Raw genomic sequence first — 21,884 nt, 5'->3', positions numbered from 1 at the left:
GCGACGGCGAAGGCTCATGAAGAGCGTTCTAGCCGGGTCGCCGCGGAGCCGCAACGCCACTTTGCTTGACCGGCGGCGCGACATGGGCAAAGCCGGGCCGCGACGTTGGGGAGCAGGGATACGCGAATGAGCGCGAGTGATTTCGAAACGCGGCTGGCCGCGTCGGCAAAGGCGATCGAGGCCTCTTTGACGCGCCGCCTCGGCGGCTCGGACCGGCTGCTGGCGGCGGCGCCCGAGCGGCTTCTCAGGGCGATGCGCCACGGCGCACTCGACGGCGGTAAGCGGCTGCGGCCGTTTCTGCTTGTGGAGAGTGCTCGCCTGTTCGGCGCCGATCCGGACGAGGCGCTCGGTGCGGCGACCGCGCTCGAATGCGTCCACTGCTATTCGCTGGTCCATGACGATCTGCCGGCCATGGACGACGATGCCATGCGGCGCGGTAAGCCGACCGTTCACAAGGCGTTCGACGAGGCGACCGCGATACTTGCCGGCGACAGCCTGTTGACGCTTGCCTTCGGTTTGATCGCCGATGAGGACGGCCTGTCGGCTTCGGCACGTCTCGGCCTCGTCGCGCTGCTCTCGCGCGACGCTGGGGCGGCGGGCATGGCAGGTGGCCAGGCGCTCGATCTGGAGGCCGAGGGGCGCACTTTATCGGAGGATGAGATAGCGACGATGCAGGCGATGAAGACCGGCGCGCTGATCGCCTGCGCCTGTGAGGCCGGGCCGGTAATCGCCGATGCGGCAGCGCCCGATCGTGCCCGGTTGCGGCGCTTCGGCGAGATCGTCGGGCTCGCCTTCCAACTTTCCGACGATCTCCTCGACGAGACGGCGGACGCCGCGACGCTCGGCAAGGCGGCGGGCAAGGACCGGAGCCGTGGCAAGAAGACGCTGCCCGCGCTGAACGGCATCGCCTGGACGCAAGATCGCCTCGCCGAACTCGTGGCGCAGGCCGAAGCGGAACTGGCGCCCTATGGCGACAAAGCGACGACGTTGGTCGAGGCGGCGCGGTTCGTGGCGGAGCGGACGCGTTAGCGGAGCGGTTGGCCCGGACTATATTCAATCGCGAATCCGCTTGACGGCCTGAGATTCTGGGAGGCTACTAGCTCTGTTTTCACCTGTGGAGGTCGCGATGAAGATCGTGGTCATTGGCGTGTTGGGAAGCGCTATCCTGTTTTCGTCGGCGGCTCAGGCGCAGAGCTGCTTTGACCTTTGGTACGAGAGAAACCTGATCTATGCCGAAAACGGCTACTGTTTCTCGACGAGTCTCGGCCGGCGTACCTTCGCAAGCTTCGACTGCTGGACCTCCAACCCCCGGCTGACGGCGGCCGAGCAACGGCGGGTTGCCGCCCTCAAGGCCGAAGAAAAGCGGCGTGGTTGCAAGGTCAATTGACGCGGGGCGCGACGCCTCGAATGCCGTACGATCCGGGTTCCCGAACGAACGGTTTCAGTTCTTCATTACCACGCAGGAGCCGCCGGCGCCGCGCAGTCGCTGGCAGAGCTGGTCGGCCTCGCCCCGCGTCTCGGCGCCGATCCGCACCGCGTAGATCCGAGCCCGCCCACCGGCGCGATCGCGCAGGACGAGCGGCGCCTTGCCGCCGAGGATCCCCGGATGGGCCGATTGTACGCGGCGAAACATCTGCATCGCGACCGACTGCTTCACATGGCCGGCGACCTGCACGCCCCAGGGTCGCATCGGGGCGCTTTCGACAGTGGCGAAGATCGCCCGCGTCTTCATGATGGGCAACCGGGCGCAGCTTTGCAGGAATTCGCGTTCGGCTTCGAGCGGTTTCGGCTCCAGTTCGTTGCCGTCTTCCTTGAACCAGTCGGCCGGACGAAAGGTGATGGCGTTGACGTATTCCTCGGTCTCCGACGGAAGCGATCCGCCATTCGCGACCCAGCCTTTCACCCTGTTGATGCCGCCATTGTAGGCGGCCGCGGCAAGCCCCCAATTGCCGAGTTCTGCCTTCAGGTCGCTGAGATAGAGCGCCGAGTGACGGATGGCTGAGACAACGTCGTAAGGGTCGGTGAGGCCGCGTTCGTCGGCCGTATAGGGCATGAACTGGGCAATGCCCTGGGCGCCGACGGGAGAGATCGCGCCGACGTCGAAGCGGCTTTCCTTCCAGATCAGCCGCGCGAAAAAATCCCGCGACATGCCGACGGCATCGGCGTTCGCGGCGATCAACTGGCAGATATCGGCGGAGACCGGCTTTGACGTCTGCAGCGCTGCGGCCTTTGCAAGGCTTTCACCGGGCGTGCGGCCCGGGTCGGCGACGATGCCCGGCGGTGTGGTCGGATAGGCGAGGGCGGGCAAGGTCAGCGATGAGCCGGCATCCTCACCGACCGGGGCGGCCCGAGTCGGCGTGATGGCGAGGATCCCGGCGGCGACGCTGAGGCAGGCAAGCCGAAATGGGAAAAGGTCGTCTTGCATCGGATTTATCCGCATCGGGTCGGCCGGCGCGCGGACGAACCGGCCCCGGCTACCCGTCACTATGACGAAGCGGCGGTCCGGCGGAAAGGCCGACGGAAGAACGCGACAGGATCCTGGCGGGGCGGCCGCCCGGTGGCGACTATTCCGCCGCCTGCTTTTCTCCGAAGCGGCGTTCGATATAGGCGGCGACCATCGCCTGGAACTCGGTCGCGATGTTCGGTCCGCGCAACGTCACGGTCTTCTTGCCGTCGACGAAGACGGGCGCGGCCGGCGTCTCGCCGGTTCCCGGCAGCGAAATGCCGATATCGGCGTGCTTGGATTCGCCCGGCCCGTTGACGATGCAGCCCATCACCGCGACGTTGAGCGCCTCGACGCCGGGATATTTCTCCCGCCAGGCCGGCATGTTGACACGCAGGTCCGTCTGAATCTTTTCGGCGAGTTCCTGGAAGACGGTCGAGGTGGTTCGGCCGCAGCCGGGACAGGCGGCGACGATCGGCACGAACTGGCGAAACCCCATCGTCTGGAGGAGTTCCTGGGCGACCTGCACCTCGCGGGTGCGGTCGCCGCCGGGTTCCGGCGTCAACGACACGCGGATGGTGTCGCCGATTCCCTCCTGGAGCAGGATGCCCATCGCCGCCGAGGACGCGACGATGCCCTTCGAGCCCATGCCGGCCTCGGTCAGGCCGAGGTGCAGTGCATGGTCGGTGCGGCGTGACAGATCGCGGTAGACAGCGATCAGATCCTGCACCTGGCTGACCTTGGCCGACAGAATGATGCGATCGCGCGCAAGTCCGGTTTCCTCGGCGAGCGCCGCCGAAAGCAGCGCCGACTGGATGATCGCCTCGCGGGTCACGGCGCGGGCCGAACGCGGCTGAGGCAAGTCGTTGTTGGCGTCCATCAGCCGGGTTAAAAGTGCCTGGTCGAGCGAGCCCCAATTGACGCCGATCCGCACCGGCTTGTCGTAGCGGATCGCCGTTTCGACGATCGCGACGAACTGCCGGTCCTTCTTCTCCTTGAAGCCGACATTGCCGGGATTGATGCGGTATTTGGCGAGCGCCTCGGCGCAGGCCGGATGGTCGGCCAAAAGCTTGTGGCCGATATAGTGGAAGTCGCCGACCAGCGGCACCGAGACACCCAGCCGGTCGAGACGTTCGCGTACTTTCGGCACCGCCGCGGCGGATTCGTCGCGATCCACCGTGATCCGCACGATCTCGGAGCCCGCCTCGGCAAGGGCGGCGACCTGCGCCACCGTCGCGTCGATGTCGGCGGTGTCGGTGTTCGTCATCGACTGCACCACGACCGGCGCGTCGCCGCCGACCACCACACCTGCAACATCGACCCCGACGGTGCGGCGGCGCGGTGAAGGATCGGCGTCGACGGTGACGATAGAAGGCTGAACGGTCATGGCGAACCCTGAGGACATGTGCTTTCCACCTGCGAGGTGGCGTCTTGGCGCCGGCTTGTCAATTCGGTCGGCCACCGATTGCGGAACGCGAAGGCCCTGCCGGTTTCACCCTGCTGGCAATGTTCGTCGCGACCGGCGGATTTGCTCCGGCTTAACCAACAGCATCATTTGCTTTCTTCGACGGGAACCCAAACGGCGTTCAACGGTTTGTGATGGTGACTGTTGTCAAAAAAACGATCGGACCTCACCATGAGCATCGGTACTATCCTTCTCGTCATCCTCATTCTCCTCCTCATCGGCGCGCTGCCGTCGTGGGGCTATTCGCGCGGCTGGGGCTATGGCCCGTCGGGCATTCTCGGCCTGATCGTCGTCGTGATCCTGGTCCTGCTTTTGCTCGGACGGATCTGACGGCCATAGCCTGACTGGTCACGAATATCAGGGGACCGGCTTCGTGCCGGTCCCCGTCCGTCGTTGCGCGTTGCCATGGTCGGCGCCGGCCATCAGGGCCGACATCGCGAGAATGACCACCAGTAGAGTCGACATCCCCAGGAATACGGCCGGGAAGCCGAAGCGATCCGCCAGCGCGCCGATCGCGGCGGGGGCGATCAAGATGCCGGAATACCCAAAGGTCGTCGCGATCGCGATGCCGATGCCCGGCTTCAGCCCATCGATATTGCCGGCTGCCGAAAAGGCGATCGGCACGATGTTGGACAGGCCGACGCCCAGCAGGGCGAAACCGGCGAGGACGGCGGGAAGATTGCTTACAGCGCCGATCAGCACCAGACCCGATACCGCAATGATGAGGGATAGGCGCACAGTGCCGACAGCGCCGATCCGGTTGCGAATCCTGTCGCCGGCGAAGCGGAACAGGGCCATCGCGGCCGAAAAAGCCGCGAAGCCGAACCCCGACGCGGCGATGTCGACGTTCAGATCCTGGCGCAGATAGATCGCGCTCCAGTCGATCGCCGCGCCCTCCGGCACCATTGCGAACAACGAAAAAATACCGATCGCCAGGGCCGTGGCGAGAGCCGTGCGATCCCGCCTCGCGGCCGCGATCAGGCCGGCCAGCCCAGCCGCCTTCTGGTCGTCGTCGATCGGGGCGGCTTGCCTGTCTTCCAGCATGTGCCGCCATACGGGCCAGAGCATCGCGAGGGCAAAGCCGCCGACGAGGAGCGTGTGTCCGACCGGCCCGATCGCTGCGATGACGGCGCCGCCAGCGCCGGCTCCGACAAATCCGCCGATCGACCAGAAGCCATGAAAGGACGACATGATCGCCTTGCCGGCACCGCGCTCGACGGTGACGGCGTTGGCGTTCATCGCCACATCCATGCCGCCCAGCATCATGCCGTAGAAGAAGATCGCCAGAGCGGCGAGTGGCACTGTCGGCGCCAGCGCCAGCAACGGCAGGGCGAATGCCAGCAGCATTTGCGTTATGAGCACGGGTCGCCGCGAGCCGCCCTTGGCGATTGTCATGCCGATCAGCGGCATCGCGGTCATGGCGCCGAGCCCGAGCACCAGAACGAACAGGCCGAGCGTCGACTGGGAGATGGCGAGCCGGTCGGCCAGCACCGGCACCTGCGGCGCCCAACTGCCGAGCACGAAGCCGTTGACGAAAAAAGCGATGGCGGCGGCGATGCGCACACTCGGCATCGTGAAGAACAGCCTGTTGACCCAGCCGACCGCGATCCGCCGCCCATGATTCAAAGTGACAATCCCCGGAAGACCCGCACGACGCTTATTCCCCGCGCAGATAGGCATGCCAATAAGACAAACCGATGAGACCACCGCCGATCATATTGCCGATCGTCACGAACAGAAGGTTCCAAAGGAACCAGCCGACGGTAAGCCCGGCAAACGCATCCGGTGTGGACGCCGTCGTCGTCCAGAACTGTTCGCCGGCGAACCACTTCGTCATCAGGCCGATCGGTATGATGGACATGTTGGCGATCGAATGCTCGAAGCCCGCGGCGACGAAGGTCGAGATCGGCCCGACGATCGCGAGGATCTTGCCCTGCACCGTTCGCGCGGCGAGCGCCAGCCAGATGGCCAGACAGACCAGCATGTTGGCAAGAATTCCCGCGGCGAAATTGGCGTAGAAGGTGTCGCCGGTCTTTCCCGAGGCGACCTTGAGCGCGTTGAGACCCACGGCACCATCGCCGATCATGTAGCCACCGGCAACGACGAACAAAATCGCAATGATCAGCGATCCGACGAAATTCCCGGCATAGACCATGCCCCAGAACCGCCACATCGTGGCGCGGTCGAGCGTGTGGCGTACCCGTTGAATCACCAGCATCGTGTCACCAGTGAAAAGCTCCGCCCCGGCGACGACCACGAGGACCAGGCCGACCGAGAAGGCGACACCGCTGAACAGACGCGATAGCCCGAACAGGCCATCATTGCCCGCGCCGGTTACAAGGTAGAAGATCGAGCCGAAGGCAATGTAGAAGCCCGCCAATATCGATAGGACGGCGACGTCGATCGCCGGCTTCTTCACCTTCCCAGACAGATAAACGACCGCGTTGGCCGCCGTTTCCTCCGGCGAGCGATCGCCCACGCCGGAGAATGTCGATCTGGTATCCGTCTTCTGATCCTGCATCGAGACCATCGTTGTCGTCCCCGTTGGAGCGCATCAGGCCCAACATGAACACTGCGGTTCCCAGGGCAATGACGATGGGCGAGATCGGCTACTATTGCCCGTAGACCACCAGCAGGTCCTTGGCGTCGATCTGGGCGCCGGCGGTGACATGCACAGCCTCCACCGTGCCGTCCCGCTCGGCGTGCAGCGCCGTTTCCATCTTCATCGCCTCGATCGACAACAGGACGTCGCCGGCCTTGACCGCCTGGCCCGGCGCAACGGCCAGCGTCGAGACGACGCCTGGCATCGGCGCGCCGACATGATTGGCGTTGCCAATCTCGGCTTTCGGCCGGACCGCTGCGCCAGACGCGCCGTGGGCGCGATCGGGCACCTTGACCCGCCGCGGCTGGCCATTGAGCTCGAAGAACACCGTCCGCATGCCCTTCTCGTCGGTCTCGCCGAAGCCGAGGCAGCGGATGACCAGGGTCTTGCCGCGCTCGATGTCGACGAGAACCTCCTCCTCCTGGTCCATGCCGTAGAAATAGGAGGGCGTCGGCAGCATCGAGACCGGGCCGTAGAGTTCCTGGATCGCGGCAAAATCAGCGAAGACCTTAGGATACATCAAATAGGAGGCGAATTCCGGGTCGCTCACCGGCCGCTCGAGCTTCGTCTCGATGGTGGCGCGCTCGGCATCGAGATCGGCCTCGCCGAGCAGCGAGCCGGGCCGCACGGTGATCGGCGTCTCGCCTTTCAGCACCTTCGCCTGGATATCCGCCGGCCAGCCGGACGGCGGCTGACCGAGGTCGCCACGCATCATCGCCACTACCGAATCGGGGAAGGCGAGATCCTTGGCCGGGTCCAGCACGTCGGCGACGGCGAGATCCTGACTGACCATCATCAGCGCCATGTCGCCGACGACCTTGGACGAGGGCGTCACCTTGACGATGTCACCGAACATCCTGTTCACGTCGGCATAGGTCTGGGCGACCTGGTGCCAGCGCGCCTCGAGGCCGAGCGAGCGGGCCTGCTCCTTCAAATTGGTGAACTGCCCGCCGGGCATCTCATGCAAATAGACTTCGGAAGCGGGACCCTTCAGGTCGCTCTCGAAGGCCGCGTACTGGGCCCGCACCGCCTCCCAGTAGAAGGAAATGCGCCGGATCGCGTCCGCCGACAGGCCCGGATCGCGATCCGTCCCCTTCAACGCCTCGACGATGGAGCCGAGGCAGGGCTGCGAGGTGTTGCCGGAGAAGGCGTCCATCGCCGCGTCCACCGCATCGACGCCGGCCTCGATTGCGGCGAGCACGGTGGCCGCGGAAATGCCGGAGGTGTCGTGGGTGTGGAAGTGGATCGGCAGGTCGGTCTCCTCGCGCAGCGTCTTGAACAGGACGCGCGCTGCGGCGGGCTTCAACAGTCCCGCCATGTCCTTGACGCCGAGGATGTGGGCGCCGGCGGCCTCCATCTCCTTGGCGAGAGCGACATAGTATTTGAGGTCGTATTTAGCCCGGTTCGGATCGAACAGGTCGCCGGTGTAGCAGATCGCGCCCTCGCAGAGCTTGCCGGCCTCGCACACGGCATCCATCGAGACCCGCATGTTCTCGACCCAGTTGAGGCAGTCGAACACGCGGAACAGATCAACGCCGCCCTTCGCCGCCTCGGAAACGAAGCGCTTGACGACATTGTCGGGGTAGTTGGTGTAGCCGACGCCGTTGGAGCCGCGCAGCAGCATCTGGAGAAGGATGTTCGGCGCCCTTTCGCGGATCAGCGCGAGCCGCTCCCATGGATCTTCGGTGAGGAAGCGCATGGCCACGTCGAAGGTCGCGCCGCCCCAGCATTCGAGGCTGAGAAGCTGCGGCAGGGCGCGCGCATAGGCGTCGGCGATGGCGACGATGTCGTGGGTCCTGACGCGGGTCGCCAGCAGGGATTGCGGCCCGTCGCGCATCGTCGTGTCGGTGATCAGGACCTGCGGCTCGGCGCGCATCCATTCGGCGAAACCTACCGGGCCGAGGGCCTCGAATTTCTGGCGGGTTCCATCGACGATCGGTGCCTTGAACAACGGCGGCACCGGGACGACCTGCCCTTCGACGGGGCGAGGCCGGTGTTTCGTCTCCGGATGGCCGTTGACCGAGACGTCGGCGAGATAGGTCAAGAGCTTGGTGGCGCGGTCGCGGCGCTTGACCTGGCTGAACAGCGCCGGCGTGTCGTCGATGAACTTGGTCGTGTAGGTGTTGTCGCGGAACTTCTCGTGGCCGATGATCGCCTCGAGAAAGGTCAGGTTCGTCGCCACGCCGCGAATGCGGAACTCGCGCAACGCCCGGTCCATGCGGGCGATCGCCTCCTGCGGCGTCGGCGCCCAAGCCGTCACCTTTTCCAGCAGCGGATCGTAAAAACGCGTGATGACGGCGCCCGAATAGGCGGTGCCGCCGTCGAGGCGGATGCCGAAGCCGGTCGCGCCGCGATAGGCGGTGATGCGCCCATAGTCGGGAATGAAGTTCTGTTCCGGATCCTCGGTGGTGATGCGGCACTGCAGGGCATGGCCGTTGAGCTTGATGTCCTCCTGGCGCGGCACGCCCGATTCCGGCGTGCCGATCGCGGCGCCGTCGAGGATGTGGATCTGCGCCTTGACGATGTCGATGCCGGTCACCTCCTCGGTGACCGTGTGCTCGACCTGGACGCGCGGATTGACCTCGATGAAATAGAAGGCGTCGGTGTCGGCATCCATCAGGAACTCGACGGTGCCGGCGCCGACATAGCTGGTGGCGTCGGCGAGCTGGCGGGCGTATCCGGCGATCTCGCGCCGCTGGGCGTCGTTCAGATACGGCGCGGGCGCGCGCTCGACGACCTTCTGGTTGCGGCGCTGGATCGAGCAATCGCGCTCGAACAGATCGACAACGTTGCCGTGGGTATCGCCGAGAATCTGCACCTCGACATGACGGGCGCGCTCGACGAGTTTTTCGAGATAGACCTCGTCCTTGCCGAACGCCGTCATGGCCTCGCGCTTGCCCTCGATCACCTCGCGCTCGAGGTCCTTTTCGGCGCGGATCGCGCGCATGCCGCGCCCGCCGCCGCCCCAGGACGCCTTGAGCATGACCGGATAGCCGATTTCCGCGGCCATCTCGCGGACCTTTGCCATGTCGTCGGGCAGCGGCTGGGTCGCCGGCACGACGGGCACGCCGACCTCGACGGCCAGATTGCGCGCGGCGACCTTGTTGCCGAGCCGGCGCATGGTGTCGGCGGTCGGGCCTATGAAGACGATGCCGGCCTCGTGGCAGGCATCGACGAATTCCGGACTTTCCGACAATAACCCGTAGCCCGGATGGATGGCGTCGGCGCCGGACAGCCTGGCGACGCGGATCACCTCCTCGATCGACAGATAGCTCTCGATCGGTCCCATATCCTTGGCCAGATGCGGGCCACGCCCGACCTGATAGCTCTCGTCCGCCTTGAAGCGGTGGAGCGCCAGCTTGTCCTCCTCCGCCCAGATCGCAACGGTTTTCAGACCGAGTTCGTTGGCGGCACGAAAGACGCGGATGGCGATTTCGGATCGGTTGGCGACAAGGATCTTGCGGATAGCCAAGGACTGCTCCTCCTACTAAAGTCGCGCGACTTATAATCGCTTTCGCCGATCGCTCAAGATTGCGGTGGCGCAGCATGTTTCGCAAGTGCGAAGCGCCGCGATGCCCTCGTGTCAGCGGTTGCGAATCAGCGGAATGCGGCTCGGCCAGCCGAAGCGCTGCTCCTCGCGCACCAGGGTGAAGAGACCGGAGACGCCAACCAGCGCCATGCCGACCATCGCGAGACCGTCCGGATATTCGCCGAAGAAGGTGGCGCCGATGACGGCGGCCCAGACGATCTGGCTGTATTGGGTGGGGGCCACCCGGGCGGCGGGCGCGAGCCGGGTGGCGAAAACGATGAGCAGATGGCCCATGCCGGCGAACACGCCGCCGAGCAGGAGAACCGGCCACAGGGCGGGTCCGGGCGTTTCGAAATTCGGGATCATCAACACCCCATTGACGACGATCCCGGCGACGAGAACGGCGCCGATCAGGGTGATCCGCCGCTCGGATGGGCCGAGGACGCGCAGGATGATGACGGTCGCCGCGCCGCAGATCGCGACGAGGATGGCGGCGAAATGGCCGGGCAGGATTTCCCGGAAGCCGGGCCTGACGACGAGCAGGACCCCGATGAGGCCGCCGAAGACGGCGAGCCAACGCCGCCAGCCCACGGGCTCCTTCAGCACGACACGGGAAAACACCGTCACGAAGATCGGCAGAAGAAAGATCAGGGCGTAGGCCTCGGCCAGCGGCAGAGTGGTGAAGGCGATGACACCGCCGATGCCGCCGAGCGTGCCGCTCAGCATCCGCAGCGCCAGCAGGCCGGGACGTTTGGGCACGAAGACGTTGCCCCAATTGTCTTCCGGGCGCTTGGTGAACAGCGCGGGCAGCAGGGCGAACAGCGATACGAAAAAGCCGATCTCGAAGATCGGCAGGTCGGAGCCAATCCACTTCAGGCTGGCGTCGGCGCCGGCAAAGGAAAAATAGGCGGCGAAGGCCAGGAGGATTCCGGCTTGCATGACTGACGATCCGAGAGGGCGGCGGGAGCCTGTCGCTATGTTAATCCCGTCTTATGATGCAACCGAATTCGCCGCGTTCGGAACGCGACCCAAATTTTTTCGCAGCCTGTGTCGCGATACCCACCTCCAGACGCGAAAAAAGGCAGCGAGGGGGAGCTGCCTTTTTCCGTCTGCATAGAGCGATCGAGGGGGGATGATCGCTTGGGGTGTCTGAATAATGCGGGGGCGTGAAAGAGGTTCCAAAAAAAATCGCGCCAGACAAAACTTTTTTCGCGCCCGCCAATCGGGAAGCCGGCGAGGCGGTTCGTTGGCCCCCCCCCCCGCGGGGCCGGCGGGGGGGGGTGTTGGGGGCCCCCCCGCCCCCCGGCCGAAGTCGTTGCAAATCAATGCAGAACCTTTTCCAAACGATGCGTGATCCCACATAGCGATACGCATGGCTGAATTTCCCCCTGTCCAAGAAACCGTCCGCTACGATGGGACCAATGTCACCGCCGTGCTCGGGCCGACCAACACCGGCAAGACGTTCCTGGCGATCGAGCGGATGGTCGCCCATTCGTCCGGGACGATCGGCCTGCCGCTGCGGCTGCTGGCGCGCGAAGTCTATCAGAAGGTCTGCGACCGGGTGGGGCCGGCGGCGGTCTCGCTGATTACCGGCGAAGAGAAGATCAAGCCGCCGAACGCGCGCTATGCCGTCTGCACCGTCGAGGCGATGCCGCGCGCGCCGAATACCGCGTTCGTCGCGATCGACGAGGTGCAACTGGCCGGGGACCTCGAACGTGGCCACGTCTTTACCGATCGCATCCTGCATGCGCGCGGGCGAGAGGAGACCCTGCTGCTCGGGGCGTCGACGATGCAGGGCGTCTTGCAGCGCCTGCTGAAGGGCGTCCAGACGGTGACGCGGCCGCGTCTGTCGAACCTCGTCTATGCGGGTTCCAAGAAGATCACCCGCCTGCCGCGCCGCACCGCCATCGTCGCCTTCTCCGCCGACGAGGTCTACGCCATCGCCGAACTGATTCGCCGTCAGCGCGGCGGCGCGGCGGTGGTCCTCGGCGCGCTCAGCCCACGCACCCGCAACGCGCAGGTCGCGCTCTATCAGTCGGGCGACGTCGATTTTCTGGTCGCGACCGACGCGATCGGCATGGGGCTGAACCTCGACGTCGATCACGTCGCCTTCGCCCAGGACTGGAAGTTCGACGGCTTCCAGTACCGCCAACTCACCGCTGCCGAATTCGGCCAGATCGCCGGTCGCGCCGGCCGGCATCTGCGCGACGGGACCTTCGGCGTTACCGGCCGGGTCGATCCGCTGCCGGGCGAACTCGCCGAGGCGCTCGAAGCCCACGTGTTTCAGCCGGTGCGGGTGCTGCAGTGGCGCAGCCGCGACTTCGATTTCGCATCCATCGCGGCGTTGAAGGACAGTCTCGAGCGGCCGCCGCCCTGTCCGGAACTGACGAAATCCCTGCCCTCGGTCGATCAGAGGGCGCTGGAGTACCTATCGCGCGATGCCAATGTTGCCGATCTCGCGCGGGGCCGGGAGCGGGTGGAGCTCCTCTGGGAAGCGTGCAAGCTTCCCGATTATCGCCGCATTGCTCCGGCGCAGCACGCCGAGATCATCGCAGCGATCTATGTCGATCTCGCCGTCCGCGGCCATGTCGCCGAAGACTATATGGCCAGCCAGGTCAATCGTGCCGATCGCACCGACGGCGACATCGACACCCTGTCCCAGCGCATCGCCGAAATCCGGACATGGACCTATATTTCCCACCGCCCGGAATGGTTGGCCGATCCGACACACTGGCAGGAAAAGACACGCGCCATCGAAGACCGTCTTTCCGACGCGCTTCACGACAGGTTGACGAAACGCTTCGTAGACCGCAGGACAAGCGTCTTGATGAAGCGGCTGAGAGAGAACGCGTTCATGGAAGCTGAGATCAGCGGCGACGGCACGGTCGTGGTCGAGGGCCACACTGTCGGGGAGCTGCAGGGGTTCAGGTTCACGCTTGACGGCAAGGCCGAGGGCCAGGACGGCAAGGCGGTGCGCGCGGCCTCGCAAAAAGCCTTGGCTGGCGAGTTCGAAAAGCGGGCCGAGCGCTTCGCCAACGCGCCGAACGGTGACATCGCCCTGGGCTCGGACGGATTGATCCGCTGGCTCGGCGCGCCGGTGGCCAGCCTTGCCGCGAGCGACGACCCGCTGAAGCCGAAAGTCGTCCTGTTCGCCGACGAACAACTGAGCGGTCCGGAGCGCGACAAGGTGGCGGCGCGGGCCGAGCGCTCCGTCACCTATCAGGTCTCGACGGTGCTGAAGCCGCTGGTCGACCTGAAATCGGCCGAGGGCCTTGAGGGCACCGCGAAGGGGCTCGCCTTTCGCCTGTCCGAGAATCTCGGCATGGTGCAACGCCGCGACGTCGCCGAGGAAGTCCGTTCGCTCGATCAGGACGCGCGGGCAGCGCTGCGGCGCTGCGGCGTGCGCTTCGGCGCTTATCACATCTTCATCCCGGCGCTGATCAAGCCGGCGCCGGCGGCCTTGCTGACGCTGCTGTGGGCGGTGAACAAGGATGGGCGCGAGCGGCCCGGCTATGGCGAGGTCACGCATCTATTGGCGACCGGCCGCACGTCGGCGGTTGCCGATCCGGCCATCGATCCGGTGTTCTTCGGCCTTGCCGGCTATCGGCTGCTCGGCCGTCGGGCGGTGCGGGTCGACATTCTGGAACGTCTCGCCGATCTGATCCGGCCGGCGCTGGCCTGGAAGCCGGGAACCGGAAAACGTCCCGAGGGCGGTTACAACGGCGCGCAATTCCTGGTGACGCCGGCGATGATGTCGATTCTCGGCGCAACCGCCGAGGACATGGAAGAGGTGCTGAAGGGCCTCGGCTATCGCCCCGACGGCATCGAGGCGGGCACGGTCGAAGCCGAGATCCAGCGTCTCGACGCCGAGACCAAAGCGGCCGAAGTGGCAAGCCGGGCCGAAGCCGAGCGCAAGGCGGCGGAGGCCGTCGCGACGCTCGAAACGCCGCAGCCGCAAGACGAATCCGGCGACGCCCCGGCCACGAGCGAAGCCGCGGGCGAACCGGCGGAGGAGCAACCGTCCGCCGAATCGAGCGATGGTTCTACCGCCGACGCAGTTGTGCCGGTGGCGGCGGTCGCTTCCGAGGAAGGCGCCGAGGGAGAGCCGACCGCCAGTGCGGCCGACCCGGTCGCAGCGGCCGGCGACACACCTGCCGCGACAAGTCCGGTGGAGTCGCCCGTGGCGGAAACGGCGCCGGACGAAACGGTGGTAGGCGAGCCGGCCTCCGAGTCCGATGGCGAGCCGGCCGCGCCGAAGCTCGTGCAGGTCTGGCGGCCGCAGCGGGCCGGCGGGCGGGCGGGCCATCGCCAGGGTCAGCGTGGCAAGGGCCGCGAGACCGGCGGCGGGGCGACCGCCCCGGAGCGCGGCCAGCGCATCGGCAAGGGCGACCAGAAAAGCGACGGCGGAACCGAGAACGAGCGCCAGGCCAAGGGGCGGCCGAATCGTGACTGGAAGGAGCGCGGCGAGCGCAAGGAGGGTGGCGGTGGCCGCCGCTTCGACAAGCCGCAGACCTCATACAACAAGCCGGTGCAGGCAAGGCCGCAGCGCGTCGACCCCGATTCGCCCTTCGCCAAGCTCGCGGCGCTCAAGGACAAGCTTGGCAAATAGTCCCGAAAGCGGTTCCGATGGCTGACGGAGCGGGGCAGCGCATCGACAAATGGCTCTTCTTCGCGAGAGTCGTTAAGTCGCGCAGCCTTGCCCAGAAGCTCGTCCAATCGGGCGGCGTGCGGATCAACCGCGACAAGACGACCAATGCGGCGCGTTTGGTGCGCGCGGACGACACGTTGACCGTGTCGATCCACGATACGGTTCGCATCTTGAAGATTCGCGACTGCGGCACCCGCCGCGGGCCGGCGAGCGAAGCGGCGGAATTGTACGAGGATCTGTCGCCGCCGGAGGAGACAACCAGGCGCAAGGATGCCGAGCTGCCCAAGGGCGGCTACATGCCGCCGAAACGGCCACCGAACAAGAAAGAGCGCCGCGCGCATGAGCGCCTGCGCTGGGGCTGAGCGGCCCCGGGGTTGATCGCGCCCGGCTGGTTCCGGCCAGGCGTCACCCGATGGCGACGGCTCAGTCGCCTTCGCCGGGCTCGGGCGAGAAGTATTTCTCGAACTTGCCTTCCTCGCCGTCGAACTTTTCGCCGTCGGCTGGACCTTCCCGCTTGATCGTGATGTTCGGCCATTTCTCGGCGTATTCGGTGTTGATCGTCAACCATTTGTCGAGGCCCGGCTCGGTGTCCGGCTTGATCGCCTCGGCCGGGCATTCCGGCTCGCACACGCCGCAGTCGATGCACTCGTCGGGATGGATGACGAGCATGTTGTCGCCCTCGTAGAAACAGTCGACCGGACAAACCTCCACACAGTCCATGTATTTGCACTTGATGCAGTTGTCGGTCACCAAATAGGTCATGACGGAACCTCGGTCTTGTCGGACCCCGTTCGGAAGGGGCCGGTCCTTGCGCGAGCGACAGTGCCGGCTCGAACGCCGGCGCATCCTCGTTTCGCCCGGACGTAACCGCTCGCTCGAAGGCTGACAAGGGCAAAGCATGTCGCGGCATGGGCACTTCGGCGGAATGGATTTCTACGCGCCGGGCAAACGCCGCCCGCGTCGCAGACGCCCCCCAGTTGTCGACGTCGCAGCGCGGGTATAAAAGCGCGCGCACGCCGTCCGGCTGGCCGGATCGCGGCGACCCTTTCGGGAGCTTCCCATTCTCCGAACCACCTTCCATACGGCGTCGATCTTCGGACTGGCCTTGGCCGGAGCCATGCTGGTTCCGGCGTTGACGGATTTCGCCAAGGCCAATGACGACTGGCGAATTTTCGTGTTTTCCGCCGTCCTCGTCGCGATCATCTGCATCCTCGTCGCCGCCGCCACTCGGGGCGAACGCGTTCCGTTCACGCCCCGCCTCGGCTTCCTGCTGGTAACGTCGGTATGGTTGGTTACCGCCGGCATCGGCGCCCTGCCGCTATATTTCGGCTCGGTCAACGTCAGCTTCGCCGGTGCCTTCTTCGAATCCATGTCCGGCCTGACGACGACTGGATCGACCGTGATTTCCGGTCTCGACGCACTCCCGCCGGGCCTTCTTTTGTGGCGCTCGCTGCTGCAATGGCTCGGCGGCATCGGCATCATCGGCATGGCGATTCTGATCCTGCCGTCGATCCGGGGCGGCGGTCTCTCCCTGTTCCACATGGAGAGTTCGGACAAATCCGAGAAGATCCTGCCGCGCGTCAACCAGTTGGCGGCCGGCCTGATGGCCGCCTATGCGGTGCTGACGGTGCTCTGCGTCATGGCTTATGCGGCCCTCGGCATGAGCTTCTTCGATGCCGTGAACCATGCGATGACGACGTTGGCGACCGGCGGGTTTTCGACCCACGACTCCTCGATGGGCTATTTCGACGACAACCGCATCCTGGCTGTATCCAGCCTGTTCATGGTGCTCGCCTCGCTTCCCTTCGTGATCTACATCCGGGCGCTGCTGCCGCTCCGGTTCCAGCGCTGGAACGATCCGCAGATTCCGGTTTTCCTGGCGACCTGCCTCGTGCTGAGCGTCGCTTTGACCGCTACCCGCCATGCTCTCAACGCGACGCCCTTCAACGAGGCGTTCGTCAGTTCGGCGTTCAACCTCATTTCGGTGATCACCACCACCGGGTTTGCGTCAGAGGACTATACGCTCTGGTCGAACGCCGCGACGGGCGTCTTCTTCCTCGCCATGTTCCTGGGCGGTTGCGCCGGGTCTACGGCCGGCGGGATCAAGGCCAACCGGCTGGTCATCCTCTTCCTCCTCGTCAAGGCCAGCGCCCGGGGGCTGTTCCGCCCGCACGCGATTCGACGCCTGCGCTACGGCAATCAGGAGGTGACGCCGGAATTGCTGCAGACCGTGACGCTGTTCGTCTTGTTGTTTTTCGGTGTCCTGCTGACCGGCACCGTCGTGCTGACCTCGCTCGGGCTCGACTTTCTGACAGCCTTTTCCGGGGCGCTGACGGCGCTCGCCAATGTCGGTCCGGGATTTGGCCAGATCATCGGCCCGGCCGGCAATTTCGGCAAATTCTCCGATTCGACGCTCTGGGTGCTCTCGGCAATCATGCTGCTCGGGCGGCTCGAGATCGTGACGGTTCTCGTTCTCCTCTTCCCCGCGACCTGGATCGATTGAACGTCGCGGAGCTTCTTTGACGCCGCGACGTTCGACGTCGCCGCACGAGGGTGGAGCCGCCGGTCGCAACGCCTCGCCTACCAGGGTGCCGAGAGTTCGAGACGAATGGTGATCCCGACTGGATTCGAACCAGTGACCCTCAGATTAGGAATCTGACACACGGTCATTGCAGCATAGGGGATAAAGCGAGCCGTGCGCCTATCATGCGCCTTAGGCGAAGATTGATGATGCGATCTTATCCATCGTACGCCGGTGGTCCTCACTAGGGAATAGATGTCCATATCGGTCCATCGTCACGGCCAAGGATGAATGCCCGGCGAATGTCTGAACGGTCTTCGGCTGTAGTCCGGCTTCGATCCATGTCGAAACAGCAAAATGTCGAAGAGAATGCCATCCGAACGGCGTAAGCTTCTTTTTCTTCTCACGGAATTTCGCCGCAGCCCTCTCCAACGTCGGCTTGAATCGGCGTTTCAGCATATTGTTGTGGCTTTCAAAATCCCCGCGGCTGTTGGGAAAGACAAGATCGTCGTCCTTCGCGAACTTAGACCGCAGGCGCCATTCTTTCATCGCAGTGACGACCGAAGAGCCAAGCGGCACGGCCCGCAGACCGGCCGCGCTCTTTGTCGTGTCCTCATTCCGCTTCGCGTCGACTCGCGTCTCAACAGTGACCTCGCCCTTGTTGAGATCTATGCGGCTCCAGCGGAGGGCGTGCAGTTCGGACGCACGCAAACCCGATGCGGCGGCGAAGACAATCCGCACCCTGAAGTCCTGGTCGGCCGCCCCCAGGATAGATGCCATTTCCTCCTTAGACGGTGGCACGATCTTCTTCGCACCCTCGTTCCTCTTGCCAATGACGCGAACGCCCCCCGCAACATTCACGGCCACCAAATCATTCGCGACGGCATGCAGAAGAACGCGGGAGAGCGTCCCGAGAATCTGCCTTGTGGTGGCTATGCCAACGCCGGAGTCTCGCAAGCGGTCACGGAACTCGCCTACGCCACGCGCAGTCAGTTGCGCTAGCTTAACGTCGCCGATGCCGCCGTCGAACTGGATCTTGTTTTTCCGGCCCGCCTTCGGGGCGATATAGTTCCACATGTGGGCGGTGGCATTGGTATAGTAGAGGGGCGTTACCCGCTCCCCGCGGTTCATGCGCCCTTCGAGGTGTCGGTCAAAGTCTTCGCATGCCTTGCGCACGGTGGTGTTTGCAGCCTCGGCGCGATAAGTGCCTTTTCCGATCTGGCCCTCGACCTCGACGCGCCTCGCCTCTGCATCACGCTTCTTCGCAAATTGCTCGCGGTGCCGAACGCCGTTCGCATCGATGTAATCGAGCTTCCAAGCTTCGTGCGTGCCACCCTTGTTCGTCCAGATGCGCTTCTTAATGACTGCCATGACTGACCCTCAGAAAAACGAGGCTCACATAACCATGGCGCACGATGACACGCAAGGAACAACCTTGACAAAATGCGTAGAATGTGCAATGGAGCAGACACATCTGTCCAAAACCATTTTTACCATTGTTCACAAACCCTGTCAAGCCACTTGGAGAAAAAAATGCAAGCTGCGAATGAGAACATCATTGAAGGCGATCTTTTGATCGGTGCAGGCGGGATAGCCAAGTTCCTCGGCGTGACTGCTAGGCAGGTCTACAAAATGACCTATGCCGGCGAGCTGCCGCACTTCAAAATCGGTGGAAGCGTCGCGGCTCGCCGGTCCTCGCTCACGCGCTGGATGGGCGAACAAGAGACAGACGGCCGCGCGGTGGCGTCGTGAGCCTCACCAATTATCAGCGCCGGCGCCTTCACATAGAAGACATTCACATTGGATCCACACGGCGCCCGTGCGACATGGACCGTGTCGCCGAGATCGCGGAGAGCATTCGCGATCTTGGCCTGATGAATGCGCCGGCGGTCTGCATTCGTGACAACGTGACATTGGACGACGGCGAGATGTCCGACCGGGTTCCAGTCCTGATTTATGGCAGACACCGCCTGCTTGCTTTGGAAGCCAACGGTGAGGCATCGGTCGAATGCGTTGTCTACGATGTTGACGATCTGCACGCCGAGTTGATGGAAATCGCCGAGAATCTCCACCGGTCGGAGCTAACTGCCCTTCAGCGCGACGAACAGGTCGCACGATGGATCGAACTGACGAGCGCGCGTCGGTCGCTTGCGGAAGGTGACGTACTTTCGCGTCAGGCTGACGCAAAACCTGGTCGACCAGAAGGCGGCGTCAGGGCCGCCTCTCGCGAGCTTGGCTTGTCAGAGGCCGACGCCCGACGTGCCGTGAAAGTCGCGTCCCTTTCTGGCGAGGCGAAGCAAGCTGCCGCAGATGCCGGCCTTGCCGATAACCGGACTGCCCTGCTCGCGGCGGCCCGAGAGGAGGGGCCGGATAAGCAGGTCGCGGCGATCAAGGGATGGGATGCGCGCCGCGAGATGGAGGCGGCGAAGGCCAGCCTTGCCCGCAAGAAGATGGCAGTACCTTCGGATTCCGAGTTCGGCGCTTTCGACGGAATCCGCGAGGAGGTGCACGCGGAATATGAATACCTGATTTTTGAGCTTCACGCCGAGGTTGAAGTTCTCAAGAAGAAGCTTGCCAAGGCCAAGGGCGAGATCTCCGCCCTACGCCGAAAGCCCGTTACGTAACAGACCCGCCAACCCCCGCCAACCACCACACCTCCCGAATCTCTCCTGAAAGGATAGCAGATGGACACCCCAGAAATCACAGAAGAGCAGGCCGAGGCGCTGCTTAATTGGTCCTATGCGATCGAGCGCGTGATCCGCCGCAGCACCGCCCTGGCAATCGCCATGAACGTCGGCCGCAATACACTGGCCCTTGGCCAATCCAGCGTGTCGCACAAGGAATATCAGCGCCGTTGCGGCGTCTGCCGGCGCACGGTGGATACGGCGGTAAAGTTGCTGAAAAAGCATCGCATCATCGCTCGCGTCGGCACTTCCGAGCATGGCTCGGCAATCTACCGGGCGAACTTCCAGAGCAGCGGCGCCAATGCGTTGGTATAGAGTCCGCGTCAGCGATAAAAACGCATGGCGGGAAGACCTACAGGAAGACCCGACGCTAACCGACCTTCAGAAACGGATGATCTCGATCGTTGCCCGGAATTGGGACAATTCCACCATGCGCGCCGAATGCAGCGGATCGTTCATCGCGGTAGGCGCCGGCACCACCGAAAAGATGGTGAAGAGGTATAAGCAGTCACTTATCGACAGCGGGCGCGTCGCCGTCAAACGCGCCGCCACCTACACCACGTCCACCCTTTGGAATGTGAATTGGTGGTTCAGAGGCAGCGCCTATATCCGGCATACCAACGGCGGGGAGCCCATTCTGGACTGCCGAAAGGTGGTCCCCAGCGATGCGCAAGAGGTGGTCCCCAGCGATGCGCAAGGGGGGTCCCCAGGGCTGCGTGGGGGGCAGCCCTGGGGTGGTCCCCAAGTAGGGACCCAATTCCATACTGAAGTATGTGATAAGCGCCCCTTGGTAGCGCACCCTTATACGGGTGCGCAGGGGACGCCAGAAGACGAAAAGAAAAACAAACCGAGCGCAACGCCCGCCGGCTTCGCGAAATGGAAAATCGTGCACGCGGAATGGCTGGACGAAAAAGGCAAGCCCGACGAGGACGGCGATAAATTCGTGGCCCACCTTCGCAGCGGGGCAAGCCGGAAATTCGTCATCCGCTGCGACATTGACAGCGACGATTACGCAAGCCTCGACCGGGCACTGACGATCGACGGCGAGGCCGGCCGGGTTATCGGCGCAATGGTGATGATGTCGACCAACCGGAGCGGCCCGAAGGAGTTCAGGCGGGCGGGTCCGATGGCGTGGGTAGGTGCCACCATCCTTTCAGGCGAGACCAGCGACGACGGTGGCGCTGTCGTCCGGCTTTCCTTCCACGACGAAGGCGGCGGGGATTCGGACCTGCATCTCTCCCCCGAGCAATCGGGCGCGCTCGCAGAGGCGTGCGGCGGCGAGGCGCAGGCTATCGGCCGGCGTATCCGCTATCGATGCCACCCCGACGACTCATTGGAGTTCCGGGCAGTTGCCACTGAAACGGTGGACGCATGAAAGCTGATTTATCAAAGGGGACCCAGCAATGATTGTCACCCTACAACCCCGGCCAGTCGATCAGTTTTTCCGCCACACCGTCAGCACGCCAACCGCCCGGCTTGCCTTCCTCACGGCTGCGGCCCGCAAGGCTATCGGCGAGGCCGAGGACGGCATGACGCTCGACGCGCTCGCCCGCGCCATGGACGCCACAGAAGCAGAGGCGCGGGACGCGGCGCAGGCCATTGGCAGCGCGGCCGTGTGGTATTGCTCGAGTCGAGGGTGGAGGATACGGATTCGCTCGCCGCAGGAACGGCGGCTGGTCGCGGCGAATGACAACCGTGCGGCGGCGTGATGGCCTGCCGCTTCGCGCACCCCAGGGGGTATCTCACATCTCTACAGCGTCGCCGGCCCGTACCCGCGTCCCCACAGGGAATTTTATATTTCCAAAATAGGAAATCGGGATTGGTGTGATTTAGCGGCGAGCGTGGCACGCGGCTGCAATGAATATAGGCCGGGACGCGGGAGATTGCAACAGCACCACGTTGCCGGGAACCAGATCGGTCGCCGGCAAGGTCACCCGCGTGCCGTCGCGCAGTACCGAGGCGTGCGCCGAGAGCATCGAGCGCACGGCGGCG

Annotated in this window: 19 protein-coding genes; 11 read left to right on the top strand and 8 right to left on the bottom strand. The window is 64.6% G+C overall.

All coding sequences use genetic code 11. The features are described from left to right. Positions 1-126: 126 nt before the first annotated feature. The gene (locus VQ044_RS04565; RefSeq protein WP_327645538.1) at positions 127-1,029 is read left to right on the top strand and encodes a polyprenyl synthetase family protein; all 903 of its coding nucleotides are present in this window, start codon (positions 127-129) and stop codon (positions 1,027-1,029) included. 97 nt (positions 1,030-1,126) lie between these two features. Further along, positions 1,127-1,387 carry a YARHG domain-containing protein gene (locus tag VQ044_RS04560; RefSeq protein ID WP_327623192.1) on the top strand — a complete coding sequence of 87 codons (261 nt, stop codon included), beginning with the start codon at positions 1,127-1,129 and terminating at the stop codon, positions 1,385-1,387. Positions 1,388-1,441: 54 nt separating this feature from the next. Here VQ044_RS04560 and VQ044_RS04555 read toward each other — a convergent pair whose 3' ends face one another. Continuing rightward, on the bottom strand, positions 1,442-2,425 hold the full coding sequence (locus VQ044_RS04555; protein WP_327645536.1) for a lytic transglycosylase domain-containing protein: 984 nt from the start codon (positions 2,423-2,425) through the stop codon (positions 1,442-1,444). A 139-nt stretch (positions 2,426-2,564) separates the two neighbouring features. Beyond that, on the bottom strand, positions 2,565-3,830 hold the full coding sequence (ispG, locus tag VQ044_RS04550; RefSeq protein ID WP_327645690.1) for a flavodoxin-dependent (E)-4-hydroxy-3-methylbut-2-enyl-diphosphate synthase: 1,266 nt from the start codon (positions 3,828-3,830) through the stop codon (positions 2,565-2,567). A gap of 249 nt (positions 3,831-4,079) precedes the next feature. On the opposite strand from ispG, the gene VQ044_RS04545 reads away from it, so the two are divergent. Continuing rightward, positions 4,080-4,238 carry a DUF3309 family protein gene (locus VQ044_RS04545; RefSeq protein WP_327623195.1) on the top strand — a complete coding sequence of 53 codons (159 nt, stop codon included), beginning with the start codon at positions 4,080-4,082 and terminating at the stop codon, positions 4,236-4,238. A 27-nt stretch (positions 4,239-4,265) separates the two neighbouring features. Here VQ044_RS04545 and VQ044_RS04540 read toward each other — a convergent pair whose 3' ends face one another. The 4 genes from VQ044_RS04540 to VQ044_RS04525 form a co-directional block, all read right to left on the bottom strand. Then, positions 4,266-5,534, bottom strand: coding sequence for an MFS transporter (locus tag VQ044_RS04540; RefSeq protein ID WP_327645535.1), 1,269 nt, complete (start codon positions 5,532-5,534; stop codon positions 4,266-4,268). A 31-nt stretch (positions 5,535-5,565) separates the two neighbouring features. Beyond that, positions 5,566-6,429 carry a formate/nitrite transporter family protein gene (locus VQ044_RS04535; protein ID WP_327645533.1) on the bottom strand — a complete coding sequence of 288 codons (864 nt, stop codon included), beginning with the start codon at positions 6,427-6,429 and terminating at the stop codon, positions 5,566-5,568. 91 nt (positions 6,430-6,520) lie between these two features. Beyond that, on the bottom strand, positions 6,521-9,982 hold the full coding sequence (pyc, locus tag VQ044_RS04530) for a pyruvate carboxylase (RefSeq protein ID WP_327645531.1): 3,462 nt from the start codon (positions 9,980-9,982) through the stop codon (positions 6,521-6,523). Positions 9,983-10,093: 111 nt separating this feature from the next. Further along, complete coding sequence (locus VQ044_RS04525) at positions 10,094-10,978, bottom strand: DMT family transporter (protein ID WP_327645529.1); 885 nt, start codon at positions 10,976-10,978, stop codon at positions 10,094-10,096. A gap of 433 nt (positions 10,979-11,411) precedes the next feature. Between VQ044_RS04525 and VQ044_RS04520 the strand changes: the two genes are divergently transcribed. Both VQ044_RS04520 and VQ044_RS04515 read left to right on the top strand, forming a co-directional pair. Then, entirely contained in the window at positions 11,412-14,648 is a 3,237-nt protein-coding gene (locus VQ044_RS04520) for a helicase-related protein (protein ID WP_327645527.1), read from the top strand. A gap of 17 nt (positions 14,649-14,665) precedes the next feature. Continuing rightward, positions 14,666-15,049, top strand: coding sequence for an RNA-binding S4 domain-containing protein (locus VQ044_RS04515; RefSeq protein WP_327645525.1), 384 nt, complete (start codon positions 14,666-14,668; stop codon positions 15,047-15,049). Positions 15,050-15,110: 61 nt separating this feature from the next. On the opposite strand, the gene fdxA is transcribed toward VQ044_RS04515, so the two are convergent. Further along, positions 15,111-15,449, bottom strand: coding sequence for a ferredoxin FdxA (gene fdxA / locus VQ044_RS04510; RefSeq protein ID WP_327623201.1), 339 nt, complete (start codon positions 15,447-15,449; stop codon positions 15,111-15,113). A gap of 343 nt (positions 15,450-15,792) precedes the next feature. Here fdxA and VQ044_RS04505 point away from each other — a divergent pair, with 343 nt between their 5' ends. Next, positions 15,793-17,190, top strand: coding sequence for a TrkH family potassium uptake protein (locus VQ044_RS04505; RefSeq protein WP_327645523.1), 1,398 nt, complete (start codon positions 15,793-15,795; stop codon positions 17,188-17,190). Between the two features lie 210 nt (positions 17,191-17,400). Here the strand turns inward: VQ044_RS04505 and VQ044_RS04500 are convergent, their stop codons facing one another. Continuing rightward, on the bottom strand, positions 17,401-18,579 hold the full coding sequence (locus tag VQ044_RS04500; protein ID WP_331827642.1) for a tyrosine-type recombinase/integrase: 1,179 nt from the start codon (positions 18,577-18,579) through the stop codon (positions 17,401-17,403). 162 nt (positions 18,580-18,741) lie between these two features. Between VQ044_RS04500 and VQ044_RS04495 the strand changes: the two genes are divergently transcribed. The 5 genes from VQ044_RS04495 to VQ044_RS04475 all read left to right on the top strand — a co-directional run bounded on the left by VQ044_RS04495 (position 18,742) and on the right by VQ044_RS04475 (position 21,601). Next, on the top strand, positions 18,742-18,960 hold the full coding sequence (locus tag VQ044_RS04495; protein WP_331827640.1) for a helix-turn-helix domain-containing protein: 219 nt from the start codon (positions 18,742-18,744) through the stop codon (positions 18,958-18,960). A 74-nt stretch (positions 18,961-19,034) separates the two neighbouring features. Further along, the gene (locus VQ044_RS04490) at positions 19,035-19,832 is read left to right on the top strand and encodes a ParB/RepB/Spo0J family partition protein (RefSeq protein WP_442880600.1); all 798 of its coding nucleotides are present in this window, start codon (positions 19,035-19,037) and stop codon (positions 19,830-19,832) included. Between the two features lie 60 nt (positions 19,833-19,892). Continuing rightward, positions 19,893-20,207, top strand: a complete 315-nt coding sequence (locus VQ044_RS04485; protein ID WP_331827638.1) for a hypothetical protein — start codon at positions 19,893-19,895, stop codon at positions 20,205-20,207. Next, complete coding sequence (locus tag VQ044_RS04480) at positions 20,194-21,267, top strand: hypothetical protein (protein WP_331827637.1); 1,074 nt, start codon at positions 20,194-20,196, stop codon at positions 21,265-21,267. The genes VQ044_RS04485 and VQ044_RS04480 overlap by 14 nt, the downstream gene beginning before the upstream one ends. A gap of 28 nt (positions 21,268-21,295) precedes the next feature. Then, the gene (locus VQ044_RS04475) at positions 21,296-21,601 is read left to right on the top strand and encodes a hypothetical protein (RefSeq protein WP_331827636.1); all 306 of its coding nucleotides are present in this window, start codon (positions 21,296-21,298) and stop codon (positions 21,599-21,601) included. The last annotated feature ends 283 nt before the right edge of the window (positions 21,602-21,884 follow it).

The organism is Aurantimonas sp. C2-5-R2 (assembly GCF_036549495.1).
Classification (GTDB): Bacteria; Pseudomonadota; Alphaproteobacteria; order Rhizobiales; family Rhizobiaceae; genus Aurantimonas; species Aurantimonas coralicida_A.
This window is presented reverse-complemented; position numbering and strand designations above follow the sequence as displayed.

Excerpts from the sequence above, each read along its gene's own strand:
- VQ044_RS04485 (WP_331827638.1), top strand. The coding sequence starts at position 19,893 with ATGGACACCCCAGAAATCACAGAAGAGCAGGCCGAGGCGCTGCTTAAT.
- ispG (WP_327645690.1), bottom strand. The coding sequence starts at position 3,830 with ATGACCGTTCAGCCTTCTATCGTCACCGTCGACGCCGATCCTTCACCG.
- VQ044_RS04535 (WP_327645533.1), bottom strand. The coding sequence starts at position 6,429 with ATGCAGGATCAGAAGACGGATACCAGATCGACATTCTCCGGCGTGGGC.
- VQ044_RS04525 (WP_327645529.1), bottom strand. The coding sequence starts at position 10,978 with ATGCAAGCCGGAATCCTCCTGGCCTTCGCCGCCTATTTTTCCTTTGCC.
- VQ044_RS04565 (WP_327645538.1), top strand. The coding sequence starts at position 127 with ATGAGCGCGAGTGATTTCGAAACGCGGCTGGCCGCGTCGGCAAAGGCG.
- VQ044_RS04480 (WP_331827637.1), top strand. The coding sequence starts at position 20,194 with ATGCGTTGGTATAGAGTCCGCGTCAGCGATAAAAACGCATGGCGGGAA.
- VQ044_RS04560 (WP_327623192.1), top strand. The coding sequence starts at position 1,127 with ATGAAGATCGTGGTCATTGGCGTGTTGGGAAGCGCTATCCTGTTTTCG.
- fdxA (WP_327623201.1), bottom strand. The coding sequence starts at position 15,449 with ATGACCTATTTGGTGACCGACAACTGCATCAAGTGCAAATACATGGAC.
- VQ044_RS04545 (WP_327623195.1), top strand. The coding sequence starts at position 4,080 with ATGAGCATCGGTACTATCCTTCTCGTCATCCTCATTCTCCTCCTCATC.
- VQ044_RS04475 (WP_331827636.1), top strand. The coding sequence starts at position 21,296 with ATGATTGTCACCCTACAACCCCGGCCAGTCGATCAGTTTTTCCGCCAC.
- VQ044_RS04515 (WP_327645525.1), top strand. The coding sequence starts at position 14,666 with ATGGCTGACGGAGCGGGGCAGCGCATCGACAAATGGCTCTTCTTCGCG.
- VQ044_RS04500 (WP_331827642.1), bottom strand. The coding sequence starts at position 18,579 with ATGGCAGTCATTAAGAAGCGCATCTGGACGAACAAGGGTGGCACGCAC.
- VQ044_RS04520 (WP_327645527.1), top strand. The coding sequence starts at position 11,412 with ATGGCTGAATTTCCCCCTGTCCAAGAAACCGTCCGCTACGATGGGACC.
- VQ044_RS04495 (WP_331827640.1), top strand. The coding sequence starts at position 18,742 with ATGCAAGCTGCGAATGAGAACATCATTGAAGGCGATCTTTTGATCGGT.
- VQ044_RS04555 (WP_327645536.1), bottom strand. The coding sequence starts at position 2,425 with ATGCAAGACGACCTTTTCCCATTTCGGCTTGCCTGCCTCAGCGTCGCC.
- VQ044_RS04490 (WP_442880600.1), top strand. The coding sequence starts at position 19,035 with ATGGACCGTGTCGCCGAGATCGCGGAGAGCATTCGCGATCTTGGCCTG.